The organism is Nonomuraea sp. JJY05, from assembly GCF_043496855.1.
Lineage (GTDB): Bacteria > Actinomycetota > Actinomycetes > Streptosporangiales > Streptosporangiaceae > Nonomuraea.
Window position 1 is genome coordinate 163,049 of sequence record NZ_JBIEIS010000017.1, and the last position, 24,397, is coordinate 187,445.

The 24,397-nt window shown below is 71.2% G+C and carries 27 protein-coding genes; 17 read left to right on the forward strand and 10 right to left on the reverse strand.

Translation table 11 applies throughout. The annotated features are described in order from the left end of the window. Positions 1-63: 63 nt before the first annotated feature. From ACFKCF_RS27345 to ACFKCF_RS27360, 4 genes are read left to right on the forward strand one after another with little or no spacing between them, the layout of a single operon-like run. Positions 64-498: a roadblock/LC7 domain-containing protein gene (locus tag ACFKCF_RS27345; RefSeq protein ID WP_394497885.1), complete on the forward strand. Its 435-nt coding sequence runs from the start codon at positions 64-66 to the stop codon at positions 496-498. Then, positions 495-851, forward strand: a complete 357-nt coding sequence (locus tag ACFKCF_RS27350; protein WP_185069178.1) for a DUF742 domain-containing protein — start codon at positions 495-497, stop codon at positions 849-851. The genes ACFKCF_RS27345 and ACFKCF_RS27350 overlap by 4 nt, the downstream gene beginning before the upstream one ends. Further along, complete coding sequence (locus ACFKCF_RS27355; protein ID WP_394497887.1) at positions 832-1,440, forward strand: ATP/GTP-binding protein; 609 nt, start codon at positions 832-834, stop codon at positions 1,438-1,440. Before ACFKCF_RS27350 ends, ACFKCF_RS27355 begins: the two co-directional genes overlap by 20 nt. Continuing rightward, positions 1,437-2,702 (forward strand): cytochrome P450, encoded by a 1,266-nt coding sequence (locus ACFKCF_RS27360; RefSeq protein WP_394497889.1) that lies wholly within the window; start codon positions 1,437-1,439, stop codon positions 2,700-2,702. Before ACFKCF_RS27355 ends, ACFKCF_RS27360 begins: the two co-directional genes overlap by 4 nt. Here the strand turns inward: ACFKCF_RS27360 and ACFKCF_RS27365 are convergent, their stop codons facing one another. Further along, on the reverse strand, positions 2,703-4,052 hold the full coding sequence (locus ACFKCF_RS27365; protein ID WP_394497890.1) for an MFS transporter: 1,350 nt from the start codon (positions 4,050-4,052) through the stop codon (positions 2,703-2,705). It lies immediately after the preceding gene. 178 nt (positions 4,053-4,230) lie between these two features. Here ACFKCF_RS27365 and ACFKCF_RS27370 point away from each other — a divergent pair, with 178 nt between their 5' ends. The 5 genes from ACFKCF_RS27370 to ACFKCF_RS27390 all read left to right on the forward strand — a co-directional run bounded on the left by ACFKCF_RS27370 (position 4,231) and on the right by ACFKCF_RS27390 (position 9,741). Further along, on the forward strand, positions 4,231-4,908 hold the full coding sequence (locus ACFKCF_RS27370; protein WP_394497892.1) for a GntR family transcriptional regulator: 678 nt from the start codon (positions 4,231-4,233) through the stop codon (positions 4,906-4,908). Positions 4,909-5,054: 146 nt separating this feature from the next. After that, entirely contained in the window at positions 5,055-5,939 is an 885-nt protein-coding gene (locus ACFKCF_RS27375) for a dihydrodipicolinate synthase family protein (RefSeq protein WP_394497893.1), read from the forward strand. A 19-nt stretch (positions 5,940-5,958) separates the two neighbouring features. Next, the gene (locus tag ACFKCF_RS27380; protein ID WP_394497895.1) at positions 5,959-7,041 is read left to right on the forward strand and encodes an exo-alpha-sialidase; all 1,083 of its coding nucleotides are present in this window, start codon (positions 5,959-5,961) and stop codon (positions 7,039-7,041) included. A gap of 14 nt (positions 7,042-7,055) precedes the next feature. Continuing rightward, positions 7,056-8,678, forward strand: coding sequence for a hypothetical protein (locus ACFKCF_RS27385; RefSeq protein WP_394497896.1), 1,623 nt, complete (start codon positions 7,056-7,058; stop codon positions 8,676-8,678). 157 nt (positions 8,679-8,835) lie between these two features. Then, complete coding sequence (locus tag ACFKCF_RS27390; RefSeq protein WP_394497898.1) at positions 8,836-9,741, forward strand: helix-turn-helix domain-containing protein; 906 nt, start codon at positions 8,836-8,838, stop codon at positions 9,739-9,741. A gap of 3 nt (positions 9,742-9,744) precedes the next feature. Here the strand turns inward: ACFKCF_RS27390 and ACFKCF_RS27395 are convergent, their stop codons facing one another. Then, entirely contained in the window at positions 9,745-10,563 is an 819-nt protein-coding gene (locus ACFKCF_RS27395; RefSeq protein ID WP_394497899.1) for an SAM-dependent methyltransferase, read from the reverse strand. A gap of 138 nt (positions 10,564-10,701) precedes the next feature. Here ACFKCF_RS27395 and ACFKCF_RS27400 point away from each other — a divergent pair, with 138 nt between their 5' ends. Next, a complete protein-coding gene (locus ACFKCF_RS27400; protein WP_394497901.1) occupies positions 10,702-11,496 on the forward strand; it encodes a lytic polysaccharide monooxygenase in 795 nt (264 codons plus the stop codon). 6 nt (positions 11,497-11,502) lie between these two features. Here ACFKCF_RS27400 and ACFKCF_RS27405 read toward each other — a convergent pair whose 3' ends face one another. The 3 genes from ACFKCF_RS27405 to ACFKCF_RS27415 all read right to left on the reverse strand — a co-directional run bounded on the left by ACFKCF_RS27405 (position 11,503) and on the right by ACFKCF_RS27415 (position 14,708). Continuing rightward, the gene (locus ACFKCF_RS27405; RefSeq protein WP_394497902.1) at positions 11,503-12,192 is read right to left on the reverse strand and encodes a TetR/AcrR family transcriptional regulator; all 690 of its coding nucleotides are present in this window, start codon (positions 12,190-12,192) and stop codon (positions 11,503-11,505) included. Between the two features lie 116 nt (positions 12,193-12,308). Continuing rightward, on the reverse strand, positions 12,309-13,532 hold the full coding sequence (locus tag ACFKCF_RS27410; protein WP_394497903.1) for a cytochrome P450: 1,224 nt from the start codon (positions 13,530-13,532) through the stop codon (positions 12,309-12,311). Positions 13,533-13,637: 105 nt separating this feature from the next. After that, entirely contained in the window at positions 13,638-14,708 is a 1,071-nt protein-coding gene (locus tag ACFKCF_RS27415; protein WP_394497905.1) for a trypsin-like serine peptidase, read from the reverse strand. Positions 14,709-14,861: 153 nt separating this feature from the next. Here ACFKCF_RS27415 and ACFKCF_RS27420 point away from each other — a divergent pair, with 153 nt between their 5' ends. Further along, complete coding sequence (locus tag ACFKCF_RS27420) at positions 14,862-15,416, forward strand: response regulator transcription factor (protein WP_394497907.1); 555 nt, start codon at positions 14,862-14,864, stop codon at positions 15,414-15,416. 72 nt (positions 15,417-15,488) lie between these two features. On the opposite strand, the gene ACFKCF_RS27425 is transcribed toward ACFKCF_RS27420, so the two are convergent. Together ACFKCF_RS27425 and ACFKCF_RS27430 are read right to left on the reverse strand one after the other, a co-directional pair. Continuing rightward, on the reverse strand, positions 15,489-16,259 hold the full coding sequence (locus tag ACFKCF_RS27425; RefSeq protein WP_394497909.1) for a hypothetical protein: 771 nt from the start codon (positions 16,257-16,259) through the stop codon (positions 15,489-15,491). A 93-nt stretch (positions 16,260-16,352) separates the two neighbouring features. Then, positions 16,353-17,486 (reverse strand): hypothetical protein, encoded by a 1,134-nt coding sequence (locus tag ACFKCF_RS27430; RefSeq protein ID WP_394497911.1) that lies wholly within the window; start codon positions 17,484-17,486, stop codon positions 16,353-16,355. A 282-nt stretch (positions 17,487-17,768) separates the two neighbouring features. Between ACFKCF_RS27430 and ACFKCF_RS27435 the strand changes: the two genes are divergently transcribed. Beyond that, positions 17,769-18,332: a carboxymuconolactone decarboxylase family protein gene (locus tag ACFKCF_RS27435; protein ID WP_394497912.1), complete on the forward strand. Its 564-nt coding sequence runs from the start codon at positions 17,769-17,771 to the stop codon at positions 18,330-18,332. Between the two features lie 55 nt (positions 18,333-18,387). On the opposite strand, the gene ACFKCF_RS27440 is transcribed toward ACFKCF_RS27435, so the two are convergent. Next, entirely contained in the window at positions 18,388-18,771 is a 384-nt protein-coding gene (locus tag ACFKCF_RS27440) for a hypothetical protein (RefSeq protein ID WP_394497913.1), read from the reverse strand. 22 nt (positions 18,772-18,793) lie between these two features. Further along, on the reverse strand, positions 18,794-19,183 hold the full coding sequence (locus ACFKCF_RS27445; protein WP_394497914.1) for a hypothetical protein: 390 nt from the start codon (positions 19,181-19,183) through the stop codon (positions 18,794-18,796). Positions 19,184-19,739: 556 nt separating this feature from the next. On the opposite strand from ACFKCF_RS27445, the gene ACFKCF_RS27450 reads away from it, so the two are divergent. Continuing rightward, positions 19,740-20,378: an RNA polymerase sigma factor gene (locus tag ACFKCF_RS27450; protein ID WP_394497916.1), complete on the forward strand. Its 639-nt coding sequence runs from the start codon at positions 19,740-19,742 to the stop codon at positions 20,376-20,378. A 79-nt stretch (positions 20,379-20,457) separates the two neighbouring features. Next, positions 20,458-20,697, forward strand: a complete 240-nt coding sequence (locus ACFKCF_RS27455) for an anti-sigma factor family protein (RefSeq protein ID WP_394497918.1) — start codon at positions 20,458-20,460, stop codon at positions 20,695-20,697. Between the two features lie 42 nt (positions 20,698-20,739). On the opposite strand, the gene ACFKCF_RS27460 is transcribed toward ACFKCF_RS27455, so the two are convergent. Then, on the reverse strand, positions 20,740-20,991 hold the full coding sequence (locus ACFKCF_RS27460) for an anti-sigma factor family protein (protein ID WP_394497920.1): 252 nt from the start codon (positions 20,989-20,991) through the stop codon (positions 20,740-20,742). A gap of 105 nt (positions 20,992-21,096) precedes the next feature. Between ACFKCF_RS27460 and egtA the strand changes: the two genes are divergently transcribed. From egtA to egtC, 3 genes are read left to right on the forward strand one after another with little or no spacing between them, the layout of a single operon-like run. Beyond that, on the forward strand, positions 21,097-22,383 hold the full coding sequence (gene egtA, locus ACFKCF_RS27465) for an ergothioneine biosynthesis glutamate--cysteine ligase EgtA (RefSeq protein WP_394497921.1): 1,287 nt from the start codon (positions 21,097-21,099) through the stop codon (positions 22,381-22,383). Then, positions 22,380-23,672, forward strand: a complete 1,293-nt coding sequence (gene egtB, locus ACFKCF_RS27470; RefSeq protein ID WP_394497923.1) for an ergothioneine biosynthesis protein EgtB — start codon at positions 22,380-22,382, stop codon at positions 23,670-23,672. The genes egtA and egtB overlap by 4 nt, the downstream gene beginning before the upstream one ends. Next, positions 23,673-24,392 (forward strand): ergothioneine biosynthesis protein EgtC, encoded by a 720-nt coding sequence (gene egtC / locus ACFKCF_RS27475; protein WP_394497925.1) that lies wholly within the window; start codon positions 23,673-23,675, stop codon positions 24,390-24,392. Positions 24,393-24,397 lie beyond the last annotated feature (5 nt).

Consider the following 24,397-nt stretch of genomic DNA (forward strand, 5'->3'; position numbering starts at 1 on the left):
CACAGTAAGGAGGCAGGGGCGGCCCCTCCGGCGCCCGCGCCGGACGCCCGCCCCGTCGTTTCGATGAGCACAATCGACGCTGCAGGCACCACCGATCGCGAGCTCGACTGGCTGCTTGAGAACCTCAAGGAGAAGACCCCCGGGGTCAGGTACGTCCTCGTCCTGACCAGGGACGGACTCAAGATGTGCGTCACCGCCGGCCTGGAGCGGGACCGCGCGGACCAGCTCGCGGCCCTGGCCGCCGGCATCCAGAGCCTGTCGCTGAGCGCCTCCGCCGAGTTCGGCGACGGCATCGGCGCGGGGCAGGCGATGGTGGAGTTCGCCGGCGGGCTGCTGCTCATCGTGCCGGCCGGCGAGGGCGCCCACCTCGCCGTGGTGGCCGAGGAGGACGGCGACGTGGGCCTGATCGCGCACAACATGAACGAGATGGTCGAGCAGATCGGGGTCTTCCTCTCCGCGGCGCCGCGGCGAGCGCAGCCAAGCGGCGATCGCCCATGACGCCGCGCCCGATCGACCGGGAGAACCCGGACCGGCTCTACACGGTCACCGGCGGCCGCACCCGCGCCGACGAGAACGCGTTCGACTCGGTCTCCCTGATCGTCAGCGAGTGCGAGCCGGCCCCCGGAATGCAGTCGGAGCACGTCAGGATCCTTCAGCTGACCCGGCAGCCGACGGCGGTGGTGGAGATCTCCGCCGAGCTGCGGCTGCCGGTGAGCGTGGTGAAGATCCTGCTGCGCGACCTGCTGGACACCGGCCGCATCACCGTCCGCCATCCGTCGGCCGCTCTCCAGTCCGGGCGGCCGGATCCCGAAACTCTGAGGCAGGTGCTCAGTGCCCTCCACGACCTCTGACGACGTACGCACACCGCTGCGCGAGACCGCCCTGGACGCACTGAAGATCGTGGTCGTCGGCGGTTTCGGCGTGGGCAAGACGACCATGGTCGGCTCGGTGAGCGAGATCCGCCCGCTGAGCACCGAGGAGGTCATGACCCAGGCCAGCGTGGGCATCGACGACGCCAGCCGGGTGCGGGAGAAGACCACCACCACGGTGGCCTTCGACTTCGGCCGGATCACGGTGACGCCGGACAAGGTCCTTTACCTGTTCGGGGCGCCGGGGCAGGAGCGCTTCTGGTTCGTGTGGGATCAGCTCTTCGCGGGCAGCCTGGGCGCGGTCGTCCTGGTGGACACCAGGCGCGTGGAGGACTCGTGGTACTCCATCGACCGGCTGGAGCACCACCGGATGCCGTTCGTCGTGGCCGTCAACCGCTTCGCCGACGGGCCCTCGCTGGACGCCGTGCGCGACGCGCTCGCGCTGTCGCCCGACGTGCCGCTCATCGAGTGCGACGCGCGCAAGCGGTCCTCGTCCAAGCACGTGCTCATCACGCTCGTGGAGCACATCACCCGCATGAACGCCCTTTCGGCCCCGGAGAGCAAGTCGTGACCAACCCACTCCTGGAGGGCTACCCCGGCCACGCCGACGCCGTGCGGTTGTACGGGCCCGAGGTCTTCGCCGACCCGGCCGCGGTGTACGAGGAGATGCGCCGCAAGCACGGCCCGATCGTGCCGATCCTGCTCGACGACGACGTACCGGCCTGGCTGGTGGCCGGCTACCGCGAGCTGCACCACGTGACCAGCCAGCCGCAGCTCTTCGGCCGCGACCCCAGGCGCTGGAACCTGAAGGACCGCATCCACGACGACTGGCCGTCGCGGGCGTACCTGGAGTGGACGCCGTCCCTGATGTTCACCGAGGGCGCCGAGCGCAAGCGGCGCGGCGGCGCCATCGGCGACGCGCTGGACACCATCGACCGCACCGAGCTGACCGCGATCTGCGAGCAGGTCGCCGATCTCCTGATCGACGAGTTCGCCGGGAACGGCCGGGCCGACCTGATCGCCCAGTACGCCAACCGGATCCCGGCCCGGGTCATCGCCCGCCTCTACGGCCTGGCGGAGTCCGAGCTGCCGGAGCTGGTCGAGGACCTGGGCTTCATGCTGGACGGCGGCGAGGAGTCCTTCGCCGGGTTCCTCCGCGTCCAGGACCGCATGGGCGGGCTGATGGCCGCCAAGCGCGACCGGCCGGGGCACGACCTCACTTCCTACCTGCTGGCGCACCCGGCCGGGCTGGCCGAGCTGGAGATCATCCAGGACCTGCTGGTGCTGGTGGCGGCCTCCCACACCGCCACCGCCAACTGGATCGGCAACACGTTGCGGCTCATGCTGATCGACGACGACTTCTCGATGACGCTCCAGGGCGGCCGCAGCAGCGTCGGCGAGGCGCTGATCAGGGTGCTGTGGAAGGACCCGCCCGTGCAGAACATGCCCTCGCGCTTCGCCGTACGCGACTGCGACCTCGGCGGGAAGCGGGTGCGGAGGGGTGACCTGCTGCTGCTCGGGTTCGCGGCGGCCAACGCCGATCCGCAGGTGCAGCCGGTCGCGCACGCCCATTCGGGCGCCAACCGGGCGCACATGTCGTTCAGCCACGGCGAGTACGGCTGCCCGTTCCCCGCGCCGGAGCTGGGGGAGATCATCGTCAAGACGGCCATCGAGGTGCTGCTGGACCGGCTGCCCGACGTCCATCTCCTCGGGGCTCCGGAGGAGCTGCGCTGGCGGGCGTCGGTGTGGATGCGCGGTCTCGACGCCCTGCCCGTCGGGTTCAGCCCGACCGGCCCCGTCGGTCAGGGGCCGGTCGAGGACTGGAGGTTTTGATCAGCGGACGGTCTTGCCCGTGGCGCTGAGGTCGCGGCGGAAGGACTCCGGCGCCTTCCACACCGCGAACATGGTGATCAGGGCGCCGATCATGACGTACCCGGCGACCAGCGGCCAGCGGGTGCCGTCCGCGCCGGCCAGGGCGGTGGCGATGAACGGGGTCAGGCCGCCCGCGAAGATGGAGGCGATCTCGCGGCCGGCCGCCGCGCCGGTGTAGCGGCGCTCGGCGGGGAACAGCTCGGCGAAGAACGCGGGCTGGATGGCGTTGATGGCATTGTGCCCGAGGTTCAGCACCAGCACGTAACCCAGCACGATCAGCACCATCGACCCGCTGTGCAGCATCGCGAAGAACGGGAAGGCCATCACGAACACCACGACCGCGCCGAAGAAGTAGACCGGACGCCGCCCGATCCTGTCGGAGATGGCGGAGAAGACGCCGTGGCTGACGAAGGAGAGCACGGCGGCGATGAGGATCGCGTTGTTCAGCTGGGTCTTCTCCAGGCCGAGCGCGCTGGTGCCGTAGGACAGCGCGAACACCGTGAGCAGGAAGTACGGCACGGACTCGGCGAAGCGCAGACCGATGATCAGCAGCAGGTTGCGCCAGTCGTCCACGAAGATCGTACGGATCGGGCCGTGCTTGGGACGCTCGGCCTCCACCGCGCCCGCCTCGCCCTGCTTGTCACCGGCCACGGCCTCGGTGAAGACGGGGGTCTCGTGCAGGGTGCGCCGCATCCAGAACGTCACGATGAGGACGACGGCCGACAGCAGGAACGGGATCCGCCATCCCCAGCTCAGCAACTGATCGTTGGGGAGCGTGTAGATGTAGGCGAAGATCCCGGTGATGAGGATCTGCGCGGAGAAGCCGCCGGTGTTGGGCCAGGCGCTGAAGAAGCCGCGGCGGTTCGGTGGCGCCGACTCCAAAACGATGATCATGGAGCCGCCCCACTCGCCGCCGACCGCGAACCCCTGCAGCAGCCGCAGCAGCACCAGCAGGACGGGGGCCCAGATCCCGATCGTCCCGTAGCTCGGCAGCAGCCCGATGAGGATGGTGCTGAGGCCCATCACGACGAGCGTGACCATCAGGGTGGACTTGCGGCCGTGCCGGTCGCCCCGGCTGCCGAAGAAGAGCCCGCCCAGGGGTCTGGCGAGGAAGCCGACGGCGAACGTGCCGAAGGCGGACAGCGTGGCCACGAAGCCGCTGGCGTCGGGGAAGAAGACTTTGGGGAAGACGACGGCGGCAGCTGTCCCGTAGACGAGGAAGTCGTAGTACTCCAGCGTGTTGCCGAGGAAGCTGGAGGCCGTGACCTTCCATGTGTAGCGAAGATCGGTCTTCGGAAGGGTCGCGACCATGGCGCCTCCCTTTCTGCTGGCGGCTTCTGAGTTTCCGCAGTGGTTCAGTTGTCGCACACTATTACTTGGAAGACGGTTAACCGTCAACGGTCATCGGTTAACGTTGACCGTATGGAGCTGCCCGGGATAGTCTCCGTTCGGCGAAGAACCTTCGGGCGGGAAGACGAGAGGAGAGCTGGTGACGATCACCAATCCGCTGCGTAATCCACCGCTCGGGGACCAGCTGCTCATCCAGCTTCGCTCGCTCATCGTGCGTGGCGAGCTGATCGTGGGGACGCACCTGGTCGAAGGCCGGATCGCGGAGCAGTTCGGGGTGAGTCGCGGGCCGGTCCGCGACGCGCTTCGCCAGCTGGAGATCGAAGGGCTGGTCGAGACGCGCAAGCGGGGCGTCTTCGTCCGGGGGCTGTCCGACAAAGATCTCCAAGAGCTTTACTCGCTGCGCGGCGCTCTGGAGAGCCTGGCCATCAAGGAGACCATCGCGCGCCTCGACGCCGCCGACTGGACCTCGATCGACGAGGCCGTCGGGCAGATGCAGGCCGCCGCGGACGACCGCGACGCCGCCAAGTTCGCCGCCGCGGACCTCGACTTCCACAGCGGCTTCTACGTGATCGGCGACAACCGCTGGCTCACCGCCACGTGGGCGCTGCACCGGCCGCTGTTCGCGGCGGTGCTGGAGATCACCAACACCGCCCGTGACCTGGTCCCCGTCGCGCAGGACCATGCCGATCTGCGCGACGTCGTCCGCTCGGGCGACGTCGACGCCGCGCTCACCGCGCTCGCCTCGCACCTCGACGGCTCCTGCGACCGGATCCGCGCGACGCTGATCGAGCGGGAGCGCGCCCAGGCCGCCCTCTAGCCTTCTCGTCCCACCGCCCGCACCGGACCTCCCCGGGGTCCGGGGCAGTCCTCAGCCTGCCGTCACCCCTTCGCCCGCCACCCCTCACCAGCCGAGGCCCGCCGCGCCTCAACAACGGAAAACCACTGACGAACCGAGGCCTTGCCATGCCAGAGAACACCCGGCGCCGCGCCGAGATCCTCTCCGCCGTCCCGACCTTCTTCGACGAGGCGGGCGAGCTCGACCACGCCACCACCAAGGCGCACTTCACGGATCTCGCGAGTCGCGTCGACGGTGTCTTCGTGTGCGGCACCACCGGCGAGTTCCCGGCGCTGGACCGGGCCGAGCGCCGGGCGTTGACCGAGGCCGCGCTGGCCGTGTTCGGCCCCGACCGGGTCGTGGTGCACGTCGGCGCCGCGGCTACCCGGGAGGCGGTGGCGCTGACCCGCGACGCCGTCGCGATGGGGGCACGCCGGCTGGCCACGCTGACCCCGTACTACCTGCCCGCCGACAACGGCGCCGTGCTGCGGCACTTCGCCGCGGTGACGCGGGCGGCCGGTCCGGCCGCCGTCTACGGCTACCTGTTCAGCGAGCGCTCCGGCGTGGTCGTCGAGCCCGCGGACTTCGCCGTGATGGCCGCCGAGACCGGGCTGGCCGGGGCCAAGCTGAGCGGTCTGGCCGCCGACCGGTTCGCCGAGTACCGCGCGGCGCTGCCCGCGTCGGCCGGGCTGTGGTCGGGCTCGGACACCAGGCTCGCCGAGGTCGTCCGCGGCGGTGGCAACGGGGTCGTCTCGGGCCTCTCGTCGGCGTTCCCGGACCCGTTCGCGCGGCTGGCCGACGCCGTGGCCGCCGGGGACGTCGAGGCGGAACGTTCCACTCAGGCTCAGGTGGACGAGGTGCTGGCCGCGCTCGGCGGCACCGTGGAGGGCATCAAGCTGGCGCTGAGCCGGCTGGGCCGCGGCACGGGCGCCCTGCGCATGCCGGCTCCCGAGATCGGCGCGGACCAGCGGCAGCGCATCGCGCGGCTGGTCGAGACCGCTCAGGCACGATGATCCCGGCGCGGACGACCAGATGAGACAGGACGAGCGGATCCACCGGGAGTTCGTGACCGTCGACGACCCCCGCTGGACGCAGTGCCACGCGTCCACGCTCGCGGTGGTGGACCGCACCACCGTCGTCGCGTGGTTCGCCGGCACCAGGGAGGGCACGCCCGACAACCGCATCCGCGTCGCCCGCGGCAGCGGCGAGGTGCGCACCCTGGAGACGGGCCGCGACGTCGCCCACTGGAACCCGGTGCTGGCGATCGGCCCCGACGGGGCCCTGTGGCTGTTCTGCAAGGCCGGCGCGCGCATCTCCGAGTGGATCACGCTGGTCACCCGCTCGTACGACGGCGGCCTCACCTGGGAGTCGGTACGCGAGCTCGTCCCGGGAGACCGGTCCGGCGGCCGTGGCCCCGTCAAGAACCCGCCGCTGCTCGCCCCCGGGGGCGGCCCCTGGCTGGCGCCCGGCTCGACGGAGCGGTGGGGCGCGCCGCCCCGGTGGGACCCGTTCGTGGACGTCTCCGACGACGGCGGGCTGACCTGGACGCTTGCCCCGATCCCCGTGGACCACGACGCGCTCACCGGCGCCGGCCACATCCAGCCCGCGCTGTGGTGGGGCGCGAGCGGTCCGGTCGCGTTGATGCGCAGCACCGAGGGGCGGGCGTACCGCTCGCTCTCCCTCGACGGCGGGCGCACCTGGACGCCCGCCGAGCCCACGGGCCTGCCGAACAACAACAGCGGCCTCACGGTGGTCGCGCTGCCGTCCGGGCGGGTGGCCTGCGTGCACAACCCGGCCGCCGAGTCGTGGGGCAGCCGCTGCCCGCTCGTCGTCTCGCTGTCGGACGACGACGGGCTGACCTGGCACGCCGGGCCGACCCTGGACGACGGCGTGCTCTCCGTGGACCCGGCCGTGCCCCGGCTGCTGCCGTCCGGCGCCACCGTCCCGGGGTTCGCGCCCGGTGACGACGGCGTCGTGACCAGCGGAGTCGCCGAGTACAGCTACCCCTTCGCCGTCGTCACCCCCGGCGACCTCCTCGTCACCTACACCTGGCAGCGCAGGGGGATCGTCCTCGCCCGGCTGCCCCTCGCGGATCTGGAGCCGAAGACGCCATGACCAGCCCGTACCGTATGCCGCTTCCGCGCGCTGAGCGGCCCGTGGCGCCGCGCACCGCGTACCTGATCGCCAGCGGAGACCTGCGCCTGTCGGCCAACGTGGCCGGCTGGCCCGCCCAGGAGGGCCTGGAGAAGGCCGTCTCGGCGGCGTTCGCCGACCTCGGCTGGACGGTGGTCCGCGCGCACGAGGTGGATCCCGTCAAGGGGCACGGCTTCATCGACAGCCAGCGGATGGGCCTGGAGGTCTTCAAGACCGTCCCCGCCGACGCGCCGCTGATCGTCGCCGAGGCCGTGTGGCAGTACAGCCACCACGTGCTGGCCGGGCTCCGCACGCACCGGGGCCCGATCCTCACCGTCGCCAACTTCGACGGCACCTGGCCGGGCCTGGTCGGGTTGCTCGGGCTCAACGCCGGCCTGACCAAGATGGGCCGCGCGTACTCGACGATCTGGTCGGTCGACTTCACCGACCGCTACTTCCTGGACGGCCTCGCGAGCTGGGTGCGGACCGGCCACATCGAGCACGACTCCTCGCACGTCCGCCCGCTGCCCCCGCTGCCGCCCGGCCCGGAAACCGAGCTCGGCCTCGCGCTGGCCGAGGAGCTGCTGCGTGACAAGGCCATCATCGGCGTGTTCGACGAGGGCTGCATGGGCATGTACAACGCGATCATCGACGACGAGCTGCTCAACCCCCTCGGGATCTACAAGGAGCGGCTGTCGCAGAGCGCCCTGTACGCCGAGATGCTCAAGGTGCCGGACGCCGAGGCGACGGCCGTGCGCGAGTGGCTCGACGCCGCCGGGATGCGCTTCGCCACCGGCGCCGACGAGGCCACGGAGCTCACCGACCGGCAGCTGCACGAGCAGTTCAAGATGTACGTCGCCGCGCTGCGGATCGCCGACGACTTCGGCCTCGACGCCGTCGGGATCCAGTACCAGCAGGGCCTGAAGGACCTGACCCCGGCCTCCGACCTGGCCGAGGGCCTGCTCAACAACGTCGTACGCCCGCCGGTGACCAGCCGCGACGGCGCCCGCGTGCTCTACGACGGCGCCCCGCTGCCGCACTTCAACGAGGCGGACGAGGGCGTGGCCGTGGACGCGCTGGTGACCAACCGGGTGTGGACCGCCATGGGCCTCGACCCCGCGACCACGCTGCACGACGTGCGCTGGGGCGAGCAGTACGGCGACGACTTCGTCTGGGTCTACGAGATCTCCGGCTCCGTGCCGCCGTCCCACCTGACCGGCGGGTACGAGGGCGCGGTGAGCCGGCGGCAGAACCCGATGTACTTCCCCGCCGGCGGCGGCACGATCAAGGGCGTGAGCAGGCCGGGCGAGATCGTCTGGTCCCGGCTCTACATCGCGGGCGCCCGGCTCCACCTCGACCTCGGCCGCGCCTCCGTCGTGGAGCTGCCGGAGGAGGAGACCGAACGGCGGTGGGCGGCCACCAACCCCGAGTGGCCGATCGCGCACGTCGTGCACCACGGGGTCGACCGCGACCAGTTCATGGCCCGCCACAAGGCCAACCACGTCCAGGTCGCCTACGCTCCCGACGCCGCCACGGCCGACAGGGCGCTGGTGGCGAAGGCGGCGTTCTTCCAGCGCCTCGGCGTGGAGGTGCACGTGTGCGGGGACGTCGCCATCTAGGCGCACCCGAGCACGGCGGCCCCGCTCACGAACCCGGAAGAGCGGGGTCACCGCACCACGCCTCCGGCGCCACAAGGAAATATCCGCTCTGTCGCGACTCCCGTGGCAATATTGACGGCGGGGCCGGACTGTGGCGAGTTGCCGATTGAGGATATGGATGTCGACTGCTCACGGTATGGGTGACCTGGCGGAAACGCTCGGCGGTGATGCCGTCCAGTCCGGGCCGACCGCGCTGCGTATTCTGGTGGGTGCGCAATTGCGACGGCTGCGCGAGTCCGCCGGCATCTCCCGGGAGGACGCCGGCTACGCCATCCGCAGCTCACACTCCAAGATCAGCCGCATGGAGGGCGGGCGCACGAGCTTCAAGCCGCGTGACGTCTCCGACCTGCTCATCATGTACGGCGTCGCCGACGAGGCCGAGCGCGCGGCCCTGCTCGCCCTGGCCAAGCAGGCCAACGAGCCCAGCTGGTGGCACGACTACCGCGATGTGATCCCCGACTGGTTCGAGGCGTACCTGGGGCTGGAGCAGGACGCCTCGCTGATCCGCACCCACGAGGTGCAGTTCGTGCCCGGCCTGCTGCAGACCGCCGACTACGCCCGCACGATCTTCACCATCGGCCACAAGGGCGACTCCGAGGAGCAGATCGAGCGCCGGGTCGAGGTGCGGATGCGGCGCCAGCGCATTCTCGAGCCGCCCGCGCCGCGCAGGCTCTGGGTGGTGCTGGACGAGGCGGTGCTCCGGCACCAGGTCGGCAGCCGCGAGACCATGCTCGGCCAGCTCGAACACCTCGGCCGGATGGCCGCGCGACCGCACATCACCGTGCAGGTGGTCCCGTTCGGCTCCGGCTGGGCCATGGGCGGCGTCGGCCCCGTCACCATCCTGCGCTTCCCGCAGTCCGAGCTGCACGACGTCGTCTACCTCGAACAGCTGACCAACGCCCAATACCTCACCAAGGACACGGACGTCCTGCCGTACCAGAGGCTGATGGACGAGCTCGGCGTGCACGCCTTGCCCGCGACCGCCACGCCGGCGCTGCTGCGCGAGATCATCGACGCGCTCTGACCGTCACGGCTTGCGCGCGACCCCGCAGAACGCGTCGACCTCCGGGGGCAGCCCGAACACGTCGGACTCCACCTGCCAGCGGGAGACGGACACGATGCCCGGCTCCACCAGCTCCAGCCCGTCGAAGAACCGCGCGATCTCCTCGGGGGTCCGCAGCCGGTACTCGTAGACCTCGCCCTTGTCGCGCAGCCGCTCGGCCTCCGCGGCGGCGTCGGGCTTGACGGTGTTCGTGCCGTCCTCGAACACGAGGTAGCTGCCCGCGGGCAGCGCGCCGAGCAGGTGCCCGACCAGCCGGTACGCCTCGTCGTCGTCGAAGACCGTGCCCATCACGCCGAGGAGCATGAGCGCGGTCGGGCGGCTCAAGTCCAGCGTCCGGGAGGCGAACTCCAGAATGGTGTCCGGGTAGCGGACGTCGGCCTCGATGTAGTCGCAGGCGCCGCGGGGGTCGCTGGTGAGCAGGGCCTGCGCGTGCACCAGGACAAGAGGGTCGTTGTCCACGTAGACCACTCGGCTGGTGGGGTCCACCCGTTGCGCCACCTCGTGGGTGTGATCAACGGTCGGCAGCCCCGTACCGACATCCAAAAACTGCCGGATACCTACCGTTCCGGCGAGATATCGAACGGCACGTCCCAAGAAGACCCGAGAATGGCGGGCGATGTCCTCCATGCCCGGATAGATGTCCCGCAGTTTCTCGGCCAGTTGCCGGTCGGCCGGATAGTTGTCCTTTCCACCCAGCCAAAAGTTCCAGACCCTGGCCTGATGCGGCTTGCTGGTGTCGATCCTGGAGAGGAGTGCGGGATCCAGGGGTGAATGATCTGTCACGAGAGCTTCACCTCATATGTCGCATCTGCGGTTTTTGCCTTTTCTACCAGGTCTTCATTACGTATGTCATTGGCGGAATGAACCTGTGGAGCCGGATGGCCGTACCTCGTTGCAGGACTATGCGAGGAGGTCGGCCACGTGCGGCACCGGATCACGAGCGTAGGCGTCGGAGCGCTGCTGTCGCTGGGCCTGATCACCGCTCCGGCGGGCGCGCACGGAGCGCTGGAGAGCCCGCTCAGCCGGGCGGCGGCCTGCGGCGCCGACAGCCCGCTGAAGACGCGGCCGGCCGCCTGCCGCGCCGCCGTGGCGGCCGGGGGCAGGACCGCGACCGCGGAATGGGACAACCTGCGGGTGGCGTACGTCGCCGGCCGGGATCGCGAGACGATCCCGGACGGCAAGCTGTGCAGCGGCGGCATCCCCGCGTTCAAGGGGCTCGACCTGGCGCGCGCCGACTGGCCCGCGACCACGCTCAAGCCGGGGACGCGCTTCACCTTCCGCTACCGTGGCACGATCCCGCACCAGGGCACGTTCCGGCTGTACGTCACGAAGAAGGGCTACGACCCGACCAAGGCGTTGAAGTGGTCTGACCTGGAGCGCAAACCCTTCCTCCAGGCCACCGACCCGAAGCTGACGGACGGCTCGTACGTGATCAAGGGCCGCCTGCCCACGGGCCGGACCGGTCGTCACCTGATCTACACGATCTGGCAGAACTCCGATACGCCGGACACCTATTACTCCTGCTCTGACGTCGTCTTCCGCAACACCGCCGCCGCTCCCGCCGCCGGCGGCGCGGGCGCCCAGCCCGGACCGGCGACCGCGTACCGGCTCACCGGTTACACCGGCATGCCCTGGCTGGTCACCGCCGCGGCGCTGTTCGCGATCGGCGCCGGAGCCATGGTCGTCCTCCTGGCCCGCCCACGCCGCCACCGCTGACCGTCCCTAGCCCGGCTCGGGGCCGGTCTCCTGGTCGAGGAGGGCGGAGCTGAGACCGCAGACGGCGGTGACCAGGGTTTCGCCCAGCTCGCGCCACGACCGCTCGGCGGTGGCCGGATCGACCCGTCCGGTGGCCAGGTCGCCCTCGAGCTCGGCGCACATGTGCACGATGAGCAGCCGGGTCATGGACGCGTACCGCTCGAACAGCCCGGGGTCGCGCTCCTGCCCGCCCGGGGGCCGCAGCTGCTCCAGGCGCTGGAACGAGGGCGTGCTCACGGTCGCCTGGGTGGTGTAGTCGCGCAGGGTGGGCTCCACGACGGCCTGGGCCAGGAAGCGTCCGTACCAGGACGGGGTGCCCAGCTCGATGTGGTGCTCGATGCTCGGGGCGATGACGCAGGCCATCCGATCGCGGCGCGACACCTCGGCGGCGGACTCCAGCTCGGCCACCATCGGGGCCCGGAGCCGGTCGATCTCGGCCGCGTGGCGCGCGAGGATCGCCTGGATCAGCTCGTCGCGGGTGCTGAAGTGGTATTGGACGGCGGACTTGTTGCGCTGGCCCGCCGCCTCGCGGATCATCCTGATCGAGACGTTCGCGAACCCGTGCTCAGCGTAGAGCCGCTCGGCGGTGTGCATGAGCTTGTCCCGGGCGCGCAGCGAGCGGGGTGACGGCGTGGCGACCGCCGTGCTGACTTTCATGATCGATCCTTGAGCTCGTCTTGCTGTGCCGTCCCCCGATCGATTATCGCCCTCGCCACGAGCACGGATGACGCCGGCGGCCCGCCGTGCGGTCCGCCGGCGCCGTGCTCAGGAGGTCACCAGGTGACCCAGACGTCCTGGAGCCCGCCCGACAGCCCTCCGGTGCGAAGGCGCAGGTCGTCGGGGGCGTCCCGCAACCGCAGGCCGGGCAGCCTGCGCGTCAGGGTGCTCAGCACGACCTGGAGCTCTAGCCGGGCCAGCGGCTGCCCGAGGCAGTAGTGAGGCCCGGCGCCGAAGGTGAGATGCTGGTTGCCGTTCTGCCGCCGCGCGTCGAACCGCTCGGGGTCCGCGAACTTGGCCGGGTCGCGGTTGGCGGCGGTGATGTTGGGGATCAGCGTGCTGCCCGCGGGCACCGTGACGTCGCTGAGCTCGACGTCCTCGGTGATGAACCGGGGCACCCCGCCGATGACCGACAGCGTGCTGTCCAGGCGCAGCACCTCCTCGACGGTGCCCGGGATCAGGTCGGGGTCGTCGATCACGGCCTCGAAGCGCTCCCGGTCGGCGAGCAGCATCGCCACCATGATCGCGATCATGTTCGAGGTCGTCTCGTGGCCGGCCAGCAGCAGGCCGCGCACGGTGGAGATGAGCTCGTCCTGGCTGAGCCGGCCGTCCTCGGCGTCGGTGATCTGGGTCAGCTCGCTGAGCAGGTCGTCGCCCGGGTTCTCCCGGTTGTGGTCGACCAGGTCGGACACGTACGAGGTGAACTCCTGGTACGCCTGGTCGACCTCCTCCTGCGTGTTGCGCGTCAGCGTGAGCATGGTCCTGGACCAGTGCGCGAACTTGTCCTGGTCCTCGCTGGGCGCGCCGACCAGCGCGCAGATGACCCGCACCGGGAGCGGCAGGCTCAGCCCGGCCGACAAATTGCCGGGGGAGCCCTTGGCCAGCATCGCGTCCAGCAGGTCGTCGGTCATCGCCTGGACCCTGGGCCGCCACACCTCCATCTTCCGCGCCGTGAACCAGCGGCTGAGCAGGCGTCGCCACCGCATGTGGCCCTGCCCCTCCCTGATGTCCATGGTGCCTTCGTTGCGCCGGTTGAACAGGCCGCCGTCCTTGGTGGTGGACAGCCGGGCGGCGCCCTCCCTGGCGAGGTTGCGGCTGAAGCGCGGGTCCGCCATGACGGCGCGGGCATCGTCGTACCTGGTCACCAGGGTGGCCACGTCCCCGCTCGGCAGCCGTACGTGCGACACCGGGCACTTGTCCCGCAGCTCCGCCAGCTGTGGCGGCGGCTCCAGGGCGGTGGGGCGGTCGAACGGGAAATCGGGGATCGCGTCAGCGGTCATGTGTCCTCCAGCTCGGAAGCCTGACCCTTCCGAATATAAGTCGGCCGCCTTATTAAGACAATCGCCTTGAAGCCCGCCGGACGACGGCGCCCCCACCGAGCGGTCTCAGAGCGCGTTGGATCGCTGGGCGGACTGGTAGACGGCCATGGCCTCGTTCCCGAAGAAGGGGCCGAACATGAACTGGGGGGCGAAGTCGTACTTGAAGCTGTTGACCGAGTTCAGCCAGCCCAGCCCGGTGGACTCGTTGAACCCCTGGAACCACGGTCCGCCGCTCGACCCGCCGGTCATGTTGCAGCGCAGGCCCTGGTCCCTGGTCTGGACGGTGTCGTTGAACGTGCGCCCGCTGCAGTAGATCAACCGGGAGCCGTCGAAGGGCTCGGCCGCCGGATAGCCGAAGGAGAACATCTGCCGGCCCCTGGGCTGGTTGAACGCGATCCCCTGCCCGCCGACCACGTCGGTCAGCGTCCGCCCCTGCAGCGGCGCGACCACGGCGGCGGCGACGTCGAAGTTGATGTCCTCGTTGGCGTTCCACTGCTGCGTGGTGAGCAGGCTGGTGGCGACCCAGGTGCCGAACGGGCGCCGCCCGTTGTCGAAGCCGGGCACGAACACCCAGTTGCGGTGCGCGGCCCCGTTCATCTTCACACAGTGCCCGGCGGTCATCACGACGCTCTCATTGGCGCTGGTCACTGCCGAACCCGAGCAGGAGGCATTACCGCCGTCGGCGGTGGTGAAGAAGACGCGCCCGGTGGTGCGGACGACGGCGCCGCCGTCGGTCCACCGGAGGCCGGGGCTGTTGGGCACCACGGCCTGCAGCCGCGCGTTGGCGGCCTGGGTGCCGGGGACCGACCAGGCCGCGCCCTGGGTGGTGGCGCCGCCGGTCGACCAGGAAGAGCGCTGGACCGAGCCGTTCCGGCTGGCCCACGGGCTGCCCTCGGTCGGTCCGCTCGACTGGCTGCGGCGTGGCGGCGGGTCCCCCAGCGGCTGCGCCGCCAGCATGCGCTGTGATGTCCAGTACTGCAGGACGCTCCTGCGTTCCGACCAGGAGTCCGCGCCGGACCAGCCGACGGGCCTGGGGCCGAGGCCGCTCGGTGCGCTCGCCTGGGCGGCGCCCGCCGGTACCAGCGCGCCCGCCAGGGCGAGCGCGACGGCGGAGAGCAGGACGACTCTGCGATGCATACGTACCTCCCGAAACGCGGAATCTGCCGCATGGAGGTACGTACGGCGCCAACTATCTTCCTCAAGGCATGCACATATTGATATGGAGCCATTGCCGGACGAACTGCTGCCGATACCGGGAGTCACCGGATCCGGGCGAAATAGACTGCGGCGGTGACCGCGTACCGGATCCTGGCCGTGGGCGACGACCTGGCCATCCTGCGCTCGCTCCGGCGCGGCCTACGGCTGGAGGGCTTCGCCGTGGACACCGCCGAGTCCGGGCGGCAGGCGCTGGAACGGGTGGCCGAACGGCCCGACGCGATCATCTTCGACGTATCCATGCCGGAAATGTCGGGCATCGAGGTGTGCGGTCGATTACGGGGGACCGGCTCGCAGGTCCCCGTGCTGATGCTGTCGGCCATCGACGAGGTGGCCGACCGCCGGGCGGGCCTGGCGGCGGGCGCCGACGACTACGTCGTCAAGCCGTTCGACCTGGGCGAGCTGGTGCTGCGGCTGAGCTGGCGGCTCGTGGCCGCGGTACGGCCTGCACTGGTGGCTCGGGGGGAGCGGCGACTTCATGGCGGCCGGGTTCGGGGCCAGTACATCTACGTCTCGCCCCGGCACGGCGTGGTCGTCGTCAAGTCGGCCGTCGCCGGGGGCCGGCCCGACCAGGAGGAGGCCCTGACCGCGTTCCGCGCCGTGGCGGCCGAGGTCGCCAGGACCCGCTGACAACCCCGCCGGCCGCGATCACGCAGACCTCCTCGGCGACTGACCGCCGTCGCCGAGGAGGCCGTCCCGGAGCTAGCGGCCCGTCTCGGTGGACCAGAGCGGGCGCCTGCCGTCGTAGATGACGACGTTGCCGTCGTCCTGCACCTCGAGCCGCGCTCCCGGGTTCTTGCCGGTCTTGGAGTTCCACAGCGGCGTCGTGCCCTTGTAGACGACCAGGTTGCCGTCCTTCTGCATCTCGACCCGCGCGCCCGGGTTCCCGCCGGTCTTCGAGTCCCACAGGGCCTTGCCGGCCTTGTAGAGCACGAGGTTGCCGTCCTCCTGCATGGCGAACTGGTAGTCGCCGTTGCGGGATCGTACGTACTCGTTGGGCTTGAGCCCGTAACCGGGCTTGAGCACGCTGATCGTGGCGTGGCGGGTCCACAGCGGGGTCTTGCCGGCGTAGATGACCAGGTTCCCGTCGTCCTGGACGCCCAGGCGGGCGCCGGGGGTGTCGGTGTTCGAGGCCCACAGCGGGGTCTTGCCGCGGTAGACGACCAGGTTCCCGTCCTCCTGCATGGCGGTGAACGCGCCGGGGCTGTCGCCGGTCTGGCTGCTCCACAGCGCCGTGCTGCCCCGGTACATGACCAGGTTGCCGTCGGCCTGCTGCTGCAGGACGTAGTCGCCGCCGGACGACCGTACGGAGTCACCCGCCTTGAGCAGCTGGCCCGGGTTCAACCACGTCGTACGCTCGACTCCGGCCGTGGCGCTGTGAGCCGTCGCCGCCGCCGCGGAGGGGGCGACCGAACCCACGACCACCGCGCCGGCCAGCGCCAGCGCCCCGACGTATGCCGATATCTTTCGCATGTTGCTCCCCAGTGAGGCGATCAAGGAGAGCGACACTAACCGGCGGCCGCCATGGGGCCGGCTCATTTCGAAAGGCCTGAAACTGTCGGCCCGCTACAGCAGGTCCTCGCGGCGGACGGCCGCCTCCTGCCTGACCTCCGCCAGGAACGCCTCGACCGGGCCCCGCCGCAGCGGCTCGGTGCTCTCGTCGACGAGGGTGCCCAGCGGGTGCACGCGGTGCACGTCCAGCAGCCAGCAGCCGTGGATGGCCTCCAGCAGGCTCTCGAGCAGGTCGAGGGCCGGGCGGGCGGGGTCGAGGGGGCTGATCGGCAGGTAGACGGCGTCGAAGTCGAGCCCGAGCTCGGGGTGGTCGGCATGGGCCCGCTCGGCGAGCTCCTCGGCCGCGGTGATGCGGTATCTGGCCTCCGTGACGCCGCTGAGGTGGCCCTCGGCGACGTGCAGCGCGTGGCGGATCATCGGCATGACGGCCTGACGCGGCGACGTGCCCGTGCCTATCGAGGTCACGATCTCGGTGAGGCTCTCCTGGACGAGGGACCTGATGCCGTCGACCCGGGCCACGACCTGCGCCGGGTGCAGGCGGGCGCGGCGGCCGGTGGTGGAGGCCGCCGCGTAGAGCCAGTGCGCGGCGGCGATGGCGGCCGCGGCCGGATCGACGTGGGTGAACAGCTCCTCGGGGCCGAAGGGGTGCCGGTGCAGCAGGTCGTCGGCCTGGGCGACCTGGAGAGGGGAGGCGTCCTCGCGGCTGAGGACGACGGCCTGCTGGGCGCGGTCGGACAGGTCGCCGAGCTCGGCCTGCTCGATGGCGGCCAGCTCGTCGGTGACCTCGGTGATGATGCGGACCGTGAGCGGCGAGAGGTCGAAGGCGCGCAGGGAACGGCCGACGCGATGGGCGCTGTCCTCGACCCTGGTGGTCGACGGGGCGAACGGGCTGTCGACGGTGGGGCCCGGGCTGGTCAGCGCCGGGACGATGGCGGCGAAGGCGTCGCGTTCGCACTGCCGGTACCAGCCCAGGCTGTTCGGCCCGTGCCGCTCCGCGGTGCTGGCCGGATGGGTGTAGCAGCGCCAGCAGGCCTGCGACAGGTCGGTCAGTGAGGTGGCCAGCCGCAGGGCGTCCCAGGGGGAGCGGGCCCGGGGCAGCTCGGCCACGGTGGTGGCGGTGTCGCCGATGCCGGTGCTCCACTGGGCGATGAGCACGTTGCGGCTGTGATCTATGGCGTACCGGGTCACGCGACCTCCTTGGCTGAAGGGGGCGGGGTGAGCGTGATGGCATGCCCAGAATGCTGTATTCGCCGGCGTTCCGGAGGGGATTCGCTCCGACTGCAGGTCGCTGATCAGCGCTTTTGCCAGGAAATGCGGCGTAACTCCTCCGCTAGAAGCCGAAGGCCGCCGCCGGGTTGTCGACGCCTACCGCGCGGCCATCGGCACTCCCTGGCGTGCCAGAGTGATGGCCTCGGTCCCGAGGAGCGAACGCCGCCTCTTCGCCCACCATCTCACCTTCGGGGGAACACCATGCCGGCCCGTCTCGAACCCTTCCAGCCCGCCGACCTGACCACGGAGCAGCGCCGCCTCTACGACCGCCTGCTCGGCAGCCGCCGCGCCCGCGGGCCGCGGCCCTTCCCGCTGACCGATGGGGAAGGCAGGCTGCAGGGCCCGTTCAACGCCATGCTCCTCAACCCGGAGCTCGGCGACGCCCTGCAGGAACTGGGCGGGGCCGTCCGCTTCGGCACCGGCCTGACGCCCCGGCAGCGGGAGATCGCCATTCTCGCCGTGGCCGCGCACGAGCGCTCCGACTACGAGTGGGAGGTGCACAGCCACGCGGGCCGCGAGGAGGGCCTGACCGAGGATGACCTCGCCGCCCTGCGCGACCGCGCTCCGGCTCCCTTCGACGACCCGGGGGAACGGCTCGTGCTGGAGATCGTCCGCGAGCTGCTGGAGACGGGGGACCTGGGGGACGCGACGTTCGCGGCGGCGCTGGAGTCGCTCGACCAGGCCCGGCTCTACGGGCTGGTCACGCTGGTCGGCTACTACCGGCTGCTGGCCGTACACATGCGGGTGCTGCGGATCGACGGCTGACGTCGTTTGGGGGAGGCCGCGCGCATCGGGTTCAGCGCGCGCGGCCCTGGTGGCGTCAGGAGACGGTCAGGTAGAACGCCGAGTCGGCCCGCACCCTGAAGCCGACCTGGCTGTAGACGGCGATGGTGTCCAGCCGCTGCTTGCCGCACGCCGAGGGGTTGAGCTCGACGGACAGCGAGCGCGGAGCGGAGTACTCGCCGATGGGCGTGGCGTGGATCGCCACCGAGCCGGTGAGGTCGACGCTCTCGTCGACGGCCACGCAGTAGACGCCCCTGTACGGGTGCCAGACGTCGGTGACGTGGCTGCCCTCGATCAGGGAGCCGTCCAGGTCCACCTCGGCCGACGCCTGGGCGTACGGCGTGTCCGCGTGGGCGGCGACCGGTGTCAGGACGGCGGCTGCGGCGAGCACCCCTGCGGCTATGCGCCTGATGTTCTTCATTGGTTTGTCCCTTCGGGCCAGATCAGGAGATGGAGAGGTCGAAACCGGAGTCGGCGAGCCGCGCCGTGTGAGGGTTGAAGACGTTGACCGTGATGGTGTTGTCCCGGTGGCAGGTCGCCGAGGGGTTCCTGAAGGCGATGTGCGGCAGCCGCAGCGCGTGGCGCGCGGTGATCTGGATGACTGCCTCGGTCACGTCGACGTCGTGGCTGACCTGCACGCAGTACTTGCCGGTGGCCGCCCGCCAGGTCGCGACGATGTTCTTGCCCAGGTTGAGCCTGCCGTCCGCGTCGACGACCGCCCCGGCCCGCGCGTACGGGGCCTTGAGGTCGTCGGCGTACGCGGCGGGGCCGGTGGCCAGGACGAGACCTGTGGCGGTCAGAGCGAGCCCGCCCGCCAGGATACGACGGAGCATGAAGTCCCCCTCGGTTACAGACAGATGTATGCCATGACGGAAAGTAATTCCGTGAGGGGGATTGCGATGCGAGCCACCCCGGAAGGCGACGCTCAAGCTTTTTTGATCAACCGCAAGTGAACCCGTGGCCCGCGGTGGGCGTCATGCCTGCTCCGGCGGTCGCGCCCGCGGCCGCCGGAGCCGTACGTCCGGACCGGCATCAGGATGCCCAGGCCCCCTGGACGGCGAGGCGGGCACCGGGGTTGGCGGAGATATCAGACATGAGGCGACTATCGCCCCGATAACGGACCCCCACCAGAACGTTGCGCCGAGGATGTCCGGAACCTTGGGGGTCTGGTCCTAAGAGAACGGATCACGGGCACCGGAACGTCATGAACTGTGCCTTTGGGAAGCTTCTGACCTGTTTATCCGAAAAATACGCATCTTGTGGCCGTTCGCCGAGACGGAAGAACGTCAGTGGGAAGGATTAGCGTGGGGCGGTACGTCCCGGGCTAGGGCCGGCGATCGGTCCCGACGCCGTGGATGTGTCTCAGCGTTCGAGCGGAGGGAAGCGATCGTGGGGTCTTTCGCGGGCGGTGAGCTGCCCCCGGATGACGTCGTCGTCACGGCCCTGCGCGCCGGGGACGAGGCGATGTTCGCGGCGCTGCTCGACACCTGGTCCGGGGGCATGTTGCGGGTGGCCAGGTCCTACGTGTCCACCGACCACTCCGCGGAGGAGGTCGTCCAGGACACGTGGCTGGCGGTGATCGGCGGGATCGACGCGTTCCAGAGCCGGTCGTCGGTCAAGACGTGGGTCTACCGCATCCTGATCAACACCGCGAAGAAGCGCGGCGCCCGCGAGAGCCGCACGCTGCCGTGGAGCTCCTTCGAGCACGACGGCGTCTCGGTGGCGGACCAGGGCTTCGACGCGGTGCTGCCGGGCGGCTGGAAGGAGCTGCCCGCGGCCTGGCCGACGCCGGAGAGCGAGGCGCTCGCCTCGGAGGTGCGCGGCATGATCGCCGAGGGGCTGGCGCGGCTGCCTCCCCGGCAGCGGATCGTGATCACCCTGCGGGACGTGGAAGGGTGCACGTCCGAGGAGGTGTGCGAGATCCTGGAGATCTCCGAGGCCAACCAGCGGGTGCTGCTGCATCGCGCCCGCACGGCCGTGCGCGGCTGGCTGGCGGACTATTTCGAGTCCGTGAAGCAGCCGGAGTAGCCGGCGGGCTTCTCCTGGGCGGCGAAGCGGCGACAATAAGTGAAACGGTTCATATCCAGAGGCAAGGGCGGTCGACGTCGTGAAGCGGTTCACCTGCGACGAGCTGGCGGGACTCATCACCGCCTACCTTGAGGACGCCCTCGACCGGCCCGCCCGCGACGGCGTGCAGGCGCACCTGGCCTGCTGCGAGGGGTGCGAGCGCTACTTCGAGCAGTTCCAGGCGACCATCGACGCCCTCGGTGTCCCATATCCGGAGAAGCTGCCTGCCGACGTGCGCGACCGGCTCATGTCCGCCTTCCGCGAGCGGCGCCGGTTATGAGCCGCGTCACGAGCGGCGGCACGAGCGGCGTCACGAGTCGCGTCACCAGCTGGGGCCCGTGTCAAAGCTCGCCCGCAGCGCGGCGAGCACCGGCGCCGGCATGACGTCGTCGCGCAGGCAGCCGAGCGCCGCGATCGTCGCCAGAACCTGCGCCAGCCACCCCGAACACGCCGGGCAGGCAGCCAGATGGTCCGCGACCAGCCGACGTCGGCCCGCCGGGAGCGCCTCCTCCAGATAGTCGGTGAGCAGCTCCAGCACGTCGTCGCACCCGAGGTCGTCCGCTGCGCGCTCCATGTGACCTAGTGCCGGTCACGCCCCATCCGTTACACGAAAATCCGCCTGTAACGTTCGCGCGGCTCGCGGGTCTGTAGACCTGTGCGCCACGCGAAGGGGACGACGATGATCGGGCTGACGTCCGAGAGCACGCCGCTGCGGGACGCCTCCGAGGTGGCGGATTTCGCGCGCCGCTGCTTCCAGCCGGCCGCGCGGGGTCCGGACGCCGAGGAGCGGGTGGGCGTCGAGCTGGAGTTCCTGGTCTTCGACCGTGCGGCGGCTGCCGCGCAGGTCCCGATGGCCGAGGTCGAGCGGGCCGTTCCGGCGCTGCCGGGCGGCAGCCGGGTGACGTTCGAGCCGGGCGGGCAGCTGGAGCTGTCCGGCCCCGCGGCCCCGCTGCGGGACGCGCTGGACCTCCTGGCCGCCGACGTCTCCGCCGTGCGCGCCGCCCTGCGCCCGGCGGGCCTGGTGCTGGCCGGGGTGGGCCTCGACCCGGTACGCCCGGCCCGCCGCCAGCTCCACCTGCCCAGGTACGACGCCATGGCCGAGTTCCTCGGCGAGCCGTACGGGGCGCTGATGATGTGCTCGACCGCCTCCGTCCAGGTCAACCTGGACCTGGGGGAGCGTCCGCAGGCCCGCTGGGAGCGGGCGCACGCGCTCGGCCCCGTGCTGATGGCGGCCTTCGCCAACTCGCCGCTCAGCGGCGGCCGGCCGTGCGGCTGGATGTCGGGCCGCCAGGCCGTCTGGGACCGCCTCGACCGCACCCGGACCGCGCCCGTGCCCGCCTCCGCCGACCCCGCCGCCGACCCCGCCGTCGACCCCGCCGTCGACTGGGCCGAGTACCTGCTCGACGCCCGGCTCATGCTGGTCCGCGAGGACGGGGAGCGATGTCGCCCGGTTCGCGACGGCTCGACGTTCCGCGACTGGCTGAACGGCGCCGGCGAGCGCCGCCCCACGGCAGACGACCTGGCCTATCACGCCACGACGGTCTTCCCCCCGGTGCGGCCCAGGGGCTGGCTGGAGATCCGCTACCTCGACGCCCAGCACCCGGCGGCCTGGCCGGTGTGCGTGGCCGTGACCCACGCCCTCGTCACCGACGACCGGGCCGCCGACGCCGCGCTGGCCGCGGTGGAGCCATACCTGGGGTCCGGCCGGACGCCAGGCCGCGAGTTGTGGAGGGACGCGGCGCGGTGCGGGCTGAGCGAGCCGCGCCTGGGCCGGGCCGCCGAGGCGTGCTTCCGCGCCGCGCTGGAGGCGCTGCCCCGCCTCGGCGCGGACCCCGGCCTGGTCGGCGCGGTGGCCGCGTTCGCCGACCGGCACGTGACACCGGGCCGCTCACCGGCGGCCGACCTGATGGATCCGGTGCCGGGGCGGCGCGTGCCGGCCTGGCTGAACGGGGAAGGACGGCAATGAACGACTCCAAGGAACGCATCGCGGCCGAGCTCCTCGCCGTGCGCGACCGGTCGCTCGCCTACACCGAGGCGGACGACGACCTGCTGGTGCGTCAGCACTCCCCGCTGATGTCGCCGCTGGTGTGGGACCTCGCGCACGTCGGCAACTACGAGGAGCTCTGGGTGCTGCGCGCGGCCGGCGGCATCGAGCCGATCCGCCCCGAGATCGACGACATCTACGACGCGTTCAAACATCCGCGCAAGGACCGCCCCACCCTTCCCCTCCTGGGACCGGCCGAGGCCCGCCGCTACATCGAGGGCGTACGCGGGCGCGTGCTCGACGTCCTCGACGCGATCGACCTGGAGAGCGCCGACCCGCTGCACCGCGACGGCTTCGTGTTCGGCCTGGTGATCCAGCACGAGCACCAGCACGACGAGACCATGCTCGCCACCCTGCAGCTGTCCGGGCAGCCCGGCCTGGTGCGCGAGGGCGACCTGCCGCAGGGCCGCGGCGGCGGCCCGGAAGAGGTGTACGTGCCCGCGGGCCCCTTCATGATGGGCACCGCCACGCTGCCCTGGGCCTACGACAACGAACGCCCCGCCCACCAGGTGGACCTGCCCGCGTACTGGATCGACCGGCTCCCCGTCGGCAACCGCGCGTACGCGGCGTTCATCGAGGAGGGCGGCTACGACGACCCCCGCTGGTGGTCCGCCGAGGGCTGGCAGTGGCGGCAGCGCAGCGGGGTGTCCGCGCCCCTGTTCTGGGTCAGGGACGGCGACGCCTGGTGGCGCAGGCGCTTCGGCCGGACCGAGCCGGTCCCGATGGACGAGCCCGTCCAGCACGTGAGCTGGTACGAAGCCGACGCCTACGCCCGCTGGGCCGGCAAGCGGCTGCCCACCGAGGCCGAGTGGGAGAAGGCCTGCGGCTGGGACCCGGAGGCCCGCCGCGCCCGCCGCTACCCGTGGGGAGCGGACAGCCCCGACCCGACCAGGGCGAACCTCGGCCATCGCGCCGCCCGTCCCGCGCCCCTGGGCGCCTACCCGGCCGGGGCCAGCGCGTACGGGGCCGAGCAGATGGTCGGAGACGTGTGGGAGTGGACCGGCTCCTGGTTCCAGCCCTACCCGGGCTTCCGCGCGTTTCCCTACAAGGAGTACAGCGAGGTGTTCTTCGGCCAGGAATACCGGGTGCTGCGCGGCGGCTCCTGGGCGGCCGACCCGGCGGCGGTGCGCACCACGTTCAGGAACTGGGACTACCCGATCCGGCGGCAGATCTTCACCGGGTTCCGCTGCGCGCGTTCGGAGCTGGTCTAGGTGTGCAGGCACGCGGCCTGGCTGGGCGATCCCCGCCCGCTCACCTGGCTCATCCACGAACCCGAGCACGGCCTGTTCAAGCAGTCCTACGCGCCCCGGCACCAGCGCCACGGCATGATCAACGCCGATGGCTACGGCATGGGCTGGTACGACTCCACGCGCCCCGAGCCCGTGCGCTACCGCCGTACCGTGCCCATCTGGTCGGATGCCAACCTGCCCGCGCTCGCCCAGATCGCCCGCTCCACCTGCCTGCTCGCGGCCGTGCGCTCGGCCACCGCGGGCATGCCGATCGAGGAGAGCGCCACCGCGCCGTTCACCGACAAGGGGTGGCTGCTCAGCCACAACGGGCGCGTCAGCAAGGACGCGCTGCGCGACCTCGCCGACGACCTGGCCGGCCGCGCGGAGAGCGCGTGCGACGCCGCCTGGCTCGCGACCGCCGTGTTCCTGCGCGGGCGCGCCGGGCTGGGGCTGGGCGAGGCGATGGCCGAAGTCGTCGTGCACGCCGGAAAGAGGGACCCCGGCGCTCGCCTCAACCTGCTCGCCTGCGACGGCGCGTCGATCGCCGCGACCGTCTGGGGCGACACGCTCTTCCACCACCGAAGCCACGACGGCGTGCGCGTGGCCAGCGAGCCGCTCGACGACCTGCCGGGCTGGCAGGCCGTTCCCGAGCGCAGCCTGCTGACCGTCACCCCTGACCGCGTTGCCGTGCAGCCGTTGTGATCTCA